General features: G+C 70.5%; 8 protein-coding genes. All 8 read right to left on the minus strand.

What is annotated here, in order from left to right:
* Nucleotides 1-153: 153 nt before the first annotated feature.
* Complete coding sequence (locus VF647_15050; GenBank protein ID HEX8453417.1) at nucleotides 154-1,560, minus strand: S8 family serine peptidase; 1,407 nt, start codon at nucleotides 1,558-1,560, stop codon at nucleotides 154-156.
* 293 nt (nucleotides 1,561-1,853) lie between these two features.
* Nucleotides 1,854-3,149, minus strand: coding sequence for a nucleotide disphospho-sugar-binding domain-containing protein (locus VF647_15055; GenBank protein ID HEX8453418.1), 1,296 nt, complete (start codon nucleotides 3,147-3,149; stop codon nucleotides 1,854-1,856).
* 61 nt (nucleotides 3,150-3,210) lie between these two features.
* Nucleotides 3,211-4,539, minus strand: a complete 1,329-nt coding sequence (locus tag VF647_15060; protein HEX8453419.1) for a hypothetical protein — start codon at nucleotides 4,537-4,539, stop codon at nucleotides 3,211-3,213.
* 54 nt (nucleotides 4,540-4,593) lie between these two features.
* Nucleotides 4,594-4,797 (minus strand): hypothetical protein, encoded by a 204-nt coding sequence (locus tag VF647_15065; GenBank protein ID HEX8453420.1) that lies wholly within the window; start codon nucleotides 4,795-4,797, stop codon nucleotides 4,594-4,596.
* An 83-nt stretch (nucleotides 4,798-4,880) separates the two neighbouring features.
* Nucleotides 4,881-5,057, minus strand: coding sequence for a hypothetical protein (locus VF647_15070; protein HEX8453421.1), 177 nt, complete (start codon nucleotides 5,055-5,057; stop codon nucleotides 4,881-4,883).
* Nucleotides 5,058-5,096: 39 nt separating this feature from the next.
* Nucleotides 5,097-5,282: a hypothetical protein gene (locus VF647_15075; GenBank protein ID HEX8453422.1), complete on the minus strand. Its 186-nt coding sequence runs from the start codon at nucleotides 5,280-5,282 to the stop codon at nucleotides 5,097-5,099.
* Between the two features lie 84 nt (nucleotides 5,283-5,366).
* Nucleotides 5,367-5,552 (minus strand): hypothetical protein, encoded by a 186-nt coding sequence (locus VF647_15080; GenBank protein ID HEX8453423.1) that lies wholly within the window; start codon nucleotides 5,550-5,552, stop codon nucleotides 5,367-5,369.
* 144 nt (nucleotides 5,553-5,696) lie between these two features.
* A partial coding sequence (locus VF647_15085; protein HEX8453424.1) for a hypothetical protein occupies nucleotides 5,697-5,925 on the minus strand: 229 nt, incomplete at its 5' end.

Consider the following 5,925-nt stretch of genomic DNA (forward strand, 5'->3'; position numbering starts at 1 on the left):
TGCACGCTAAACGCCCCTCCCCCAGCGGTTTGGGGGAGGGGCAGCGAGGTGACGAGCGGGGAGAGGGCCCTCGATGCAACGAGACGGGCGAGGCGCAACCCGCGCCTCGCCCGTCCCGTGTTGTCCAGCGGTCCTACCCGATCGTGCGGAGGCTTACAGGCCGGCGCCCAGCGTGGTGCCGGTGATGGCCTTGTACACGTCCAGGCGGCCGTTGCCGTACTTGTTGTCGTAGCCGGCCGTGCCCAGGTCCTTGGCCGAGCTCTCCAGGCGGGCGCGGAGCGCGGCGCCGCGCAGGCCCGTCTTGGAAGCCACCACCGCGGCGGCGCCCGTCACCTGCGGAGTCGCCATCGAGGTGCCGTTCATGTAGGCGTACTTGCCGCCGGCAAGCGGCCCGTTGTACTCCAGGAAGCCCTGCGTCGCCTGGTAGCCCGCCACGATCGCGCTGAAGATGCAGCCTTCCTCGGTCGTGTTGCTGTAGCACAGGCCGCCCGGAGCCGAGATGTCCAGCCCGGTGCCGTACTGCGAGTAGCTGGTGAGCACGTCCTTCCAGTCGGTGGCCGACACGGAGATCGCGTTCGGGTCGCAGGCGGGGCAGCCCACCTTGTTGGTGCCGGAGTTGCCCGCGGCGGCGATCACCAGGACGCCCTTGTCCGTGGCGTACTGGATCGCGCTCTTCTCACCGGCAGACTCGGTACGGCCGCCCAGCGAGAGGTTCATCGCCACCATGTTCGGCTGGTCGGCCGCGGCACGGATCGCGTTGATGATGCTGGAGGTGTAGCAGCCGGCGGCGCCGCAGACGCGCTGCACGTAGATCTTGACGTTCGCCGCGGCGCCCGTCACGCCCGCCACGCCCACCGTGGTGCCGGCCATCGTGCCGCTGGTGTGCGTGCCGTGGCCCTGGTCCGGGGTGTCGTCCGAGGTGAAGTCGTTGCAGGTGCCGCTGCCGTTGCCGGCGGCCGCCATGCTGTACCAGTCGCAGCCGCGGATCAGGCGTCCGGTGAACTCCGGGTGGCTGAAGTCCACGCCCGTGTCGATGCCGCTGATGACCACCGCGGCGCCGCCGGCGCCGATCCCCTCGATCGCGTCCTCGTCAGCGTCCGCCAGGGAGGCGTACGAGCTCGGCAGCGGGCCGGTGCGGCCGTTCGGGTCGTTGTAGAAGCTCATGTTCTGCCCGCCCGGGTTGTAGAAGGCCCACAGGCGGCTGTCGATCGCTTCGACCTTGCGGATGTAGTTCGGCTCGGCCCACTCCACGCGGGCGTCGTTCTTGAGCACGGCGGCAAGCGCGCGCTCCTGGCCGCGGGCGCCGTTCAGCAGCTCGAAGGAGCCCTTGTAGCCCACCGCGCGGCGCACGAGGCCGTTGGCGCGAAGAAGGTCGCTCGCGTCGACCCCGTCCTTGAACTTCACCAGCACCTCACCCGGGGCGACTTCGTCCTGCGCGGGAGCCGCGGCGAACTCCGGGCTCTGCACCGGCGACATGCCGGCGGTGGTGGTGGTCTCATCGGAACAGGCGGCGAGGGTGGCCAGGGCGAGGACGCCGACGGCCGAAAAGCGGATGCGCATGAGGAACAACTCCCGGGTGACTGGCTTGGTGACGGAACAACCGCAAACCTGTGTGCCGCACCAGGCCGATGCGCAACAGGACGAGTGTTCGAGTGGTCGGCGTGAGTAAAGGCAAGCACCGGACCGCAGCGAATGGCGGATTCCGTTAGTGCTAACTCGCTACGGACGCACTACTTACGTTTTAGAGGCCGAAACGTATGTCGCTCCAGAGCGGTGCGGGGCGCACCATTCTGGTGCAGCGGATTGGTGCGGGCTCCCGCGCGGCGTCTCGCAAGTCGAGAACGGCGTTGCGCTTAGCGGGTCGCCGGTACCCGCTCCGCCGCGGCGGGCCGGCCCGGCCGCGGGCGCTGGGTGGCGGTCCCGGCGAGCGCGACGGTCCCGAACCCCGCTTCCCCCGCGGCGCGGCCCAGCGCGAGCTCCTCCACCAGCCCGGCGGCGGGCGCAAACGAGTGCGCGGCCCGCAGCGCCTCGCATGCGGCCGCGCAGTTGCGCCGCATCGGCGCGTCGGCGAGCACCCGTTCCACCGCGTCGCGCGCGGCGCCGGGGGTGAGCGCGGGCACGTCCATGGCGAGCGCGCATCCCGCGTCCACCAGCCGCTCCGCGTTGTCCAGCGTGTCCACGCCGTAGGGAAAGAGCACGCTCGGCAGGCCGTGCATAAGCGCGCCCAGCACCGCCGCCGTGTGGCTGCTCCCCGCCATGGCCCGGGCCCGGCCCATCACCAGCCCGTGGGGAATGTGGGTGCGGATCAGGAAGTTGCCGGGGAGGGGCCCGAGCTCGGCGTCCATCCGGCCGGAGGAGCCCACCACCTGCACGGGCGCGTCGGCGAGCCCCTCCACGAACTGGGGCCAGAAGCTCGGCCCTCCGAACGAGCGGCCGTTGTTGAGGTACACGATGGGGGCATCCGGCAGGGCGAGGTGGGCCTCCAGATCCCGCCACGCCGCCCCCGCCGCGGCCGGCGAGCCGTCGCCCGTGGCCGGTTCCCAGGTGCACGGCCCCACCAGGTGCACGCGGTCCGGGAGCGCCGTCCAGTCCCGCTCCAGCAGGGGCACGCTGCGCAGCATGAAGAGGTCGCCCAGGAAGCCGTTCTCCTCGGGCGCCGCGCCCATCGGGTCCAGGCGAAAGAGGCGCCGCACCTCGTTGAGCGCGCGGGTCCCCTCGTCGAGGCGCCACTCGCGGCGCGACACCGTCTCGGAGCACACCGCCACCTCGGCCGGCCTGGCGGCGGGCCACAGGTAGGTGAACGAGCCCAGCACGGCGGCCGGTATCCCGGCGCGCTCCCCCGCCACCAGGGCCGAGAGGCAGAGGTGATGGGTGACCAGCGCGTCGGGGTGGTAGCGCGCGATGGCGTACTCCACGTGCTTCACGTCCAGCGCGCAGGAGAGCGGGTCGTACCAGAGGGACGGGTTGAAGCTGTCGCCGTCGCGGTCGCCGCGCGGAATGCGGGGGAGCGCCTCGCCCGCCAGCACCGGCACCGCGCCGAGCCCCGTGGCGAAGGCGGTCTCGTGCCCCCGCCGGCGGAGCTCGTGCGCCAGCCCCACCAGCGGGAAGAGGAATCCAGGGCTGGCGAACGAGCAGAAGAGAAAGCGCATGGGGCTCCGAAAGGTGCGTGAGTTCTCTCGGGCGCGGCATCTCGGTGGCCGCGCCGCCTCGTCAGTTGTTTTCCGACGCCACCACGGGTGCGGGCCTTGCCGCCGCCGCGCGCACCCACCGCACCCCCGCCCGGCTCGCCTTGGTCCCCTGCATCACCGTGCGGCGGCTCAGGTCGTAGATCATGCGGAGCCCCAGCACCACCAGCAGGCTGGCCAGCAAGAAGCTGAGCCCCCGCGCGACGCTCATCTGCGCGCGGTTCCACAGCAGGTCGTGGCCGAACGAGGCCGCCAGCTCCGGGTACGCCACGATGCGGGTCCAGAGCACCGGCACCACCTTGACCATGAAGTACGCCCACGCGCCGGCCGCCAGCGTGCCGCACGCCAGGATGACGACGGCCACGCCCCGCGACCACGGCAGCTCCCGGCCGCCGCGGCCCCGCAGCCACGACCACAGGATGGCCACGATCCGGCGCGTGTCGGTGCGCAGGTTGGTCACCCCAAGCGCGTCGGAGATGATCCAGTATCCGTCGAGCTTGAAGATGGGGTTGAGCGAGAACAGGCAGTTGGCCGCGATGAGCAGCGATGCCACCTGCAGCGGCCGCCACCCCGTGGCCTCGAAGAGAAGGACGTACACCGCCCCCACCACCGCCTGGAAGTAGATCCCCCCGACGTCCACGACCACCCGCTCCCACCGCGTCAGGCGCCAGGCGTCGGTCACGTCGGAATAGAGGGCGGGGTAGATGAACCACACGCCGATGCCGATGTCGGCGGGGCGCGCTCCGAAGCGGGCGCACGCGGCGGCATGGCCGAACTCGTGTGCCACCACCGAGACCCAGAAGAGCGCGTACCCGGTCCAGAAGTAGGGGACGAGGGCGGGCATGTTCACCGAGCTCAGCATCCCCAGGTGCAGCGTGGTGGAGAACACCACCAGGGCCAGGAGCAGGTAGAGCGGCACCCCCTCGAAAGCCCCCACCAGCCGGTCGGCCACCCTGCGCACCGCCTCCGCCGGGATCAGCCGCCGGGCGAAGCGCAGGCCGAGCGGCGAGGCGTCGACCGCCTTGTCCAGCTCGCGGACGCGCTCCATCAGCCGCGCGTGCGCCGCCTCGATCTCCTGCGGGGTCACCGCGCGGGCGCTCCCGCCCGAGAAGTGCTCGGCCACTTCGGCGGCGGTCATCCCGCTCTCCATCATCTGCAGGAGGTGGAACGCCGACGGGGAGAAGCGCAGGTAGCGCCCGTCCGGGGTGGTGAGCAGGTACACCGGGTCCCGCTCGGAGGTGTCTACCACGAAGCGTTCTTCGAAGCCGTGCAGCCGGGGGGCCGGCGCGAGCTCGGCGGCGGGCGCCGCCGGCGAGCCGCCGGGCGTCGCTTCCAAAGACAGGGAGGACTGCATTCCGATCACGATGGGTGCTGGGTTCCCGGACGTTTCATACGCGCGGCGCGCCGGTCATTCGCAGTAGGACGCGCAGAAGGTCAGTGCCGGGCAAGGGCTGCAGCTGTTGCCGTTGCAGGCGCAATGGGCGTTGCAGATCCCCATGACGGTGGAGGCGACCGCCATCTCGAGCCGGGATTCCAGCTCGCCGATGTCCAGGTCGTCGATGTTCAGGCTGAAGATACCGGCTGCCTGCTGCCGCTGGATGGCTCCGTCCATGGTTCACTCCAGACTAGGTGGGAGGGCGGTGGCGGGGGCGCGCCGGGCGCCCCCGCCGTCAGGCCGGCACTCTCCGGCCCTGCTCAGCAGTACGTGCCGCAACTGCCCAGCTTGGCGCAGTTGCACTCCCGGTTGACGCCGCAGACGTCGAGCGAGTCGGGGTTGGCGACCGCCATCTCCAGGCGGCGCTCCAGCTCCTCCACGTCCAGGTCGTCGATGTTCAGGCTGAAGATCTGCGGCTGGAGCTTCTGTCCGTCCATGGAAACCTTTCCCTGGTAAAGGGGTGGCTCGTGCGGCGGTCAGCAGTACTGGCCGCAGCTCGCAAGCTGGTCGCACTTGCAGGTGGTGTTCTTGACGCACGCCTCGAGCGACTCGGGGTTGGCCACCGCCATCTCCAGGCGCCGCTCCAACTCGTCGATGTCCAGGTCGTCGATGTTCAGGCTGAAGATGCCGACCGCCTGGAACTTCTGGATGGCTCCGTCCATCTCTCTCTCCGAAAAGGTGAAGGGGTGGATGGCGGGGGCCACGCCGGGCGCCCCCGCCGTCACGCCGGTACTCGCCGGCCCTGCTCAGCAGTACGTTCCGCAGCTGGACAGGGACGGGCAGGTGCACTGCTTGTTGGAGCCGCACACCTCGAGCGAGTCGGGGTTCGCGACCGCCATCTCCAGGCGCCGCTCCAGCTCGTCGATGTCCAGGTCGTCGATGTTCAGGCTGAAGATGCCCGTGGCCTGGTACTTCTGAATGGCTCCGTCCATGGTGACTCCTCGCGGGGAGTAAAGAGGATACCCGCCCGTGGCGCGCGGCGGGCACGAACCGGCGCGGGCACCCGCGGCCGCCTGGAGAGGGGCGCCCCTCTCCGGGCACCATCCCGCGGAGCTTCGTTCCGGTTCAGCGACGGACTACTTGCAGAAGGTGGTGCAGCTGGTCAGCGCTCCGCAGCTGCACTCCTTGTTGATGCCGCACGCTTCGAGCGAGTCGGGGTTGGCGATCGCCATCTCCAGGCGCCGCTCCAGCTCCTCCACGTCCAGGTCGTCGATGTTGAGGCTGAAGATCTGCCCCTGGTACTTCTGGATCTGTCCGTCCATGGTTTCCCCCGTTGCAGGGAGGTGAATGGATGCCCGCCGCCAT

It is taken from the genome of Longimicrobium sp. (assembly GCA_036387335.1).
GTDB lineage: Bacteria > Gemmatimonadota > Gemmatimonadetes > Longimicrobiales > Longimicrobiaceae > Longimicrobium.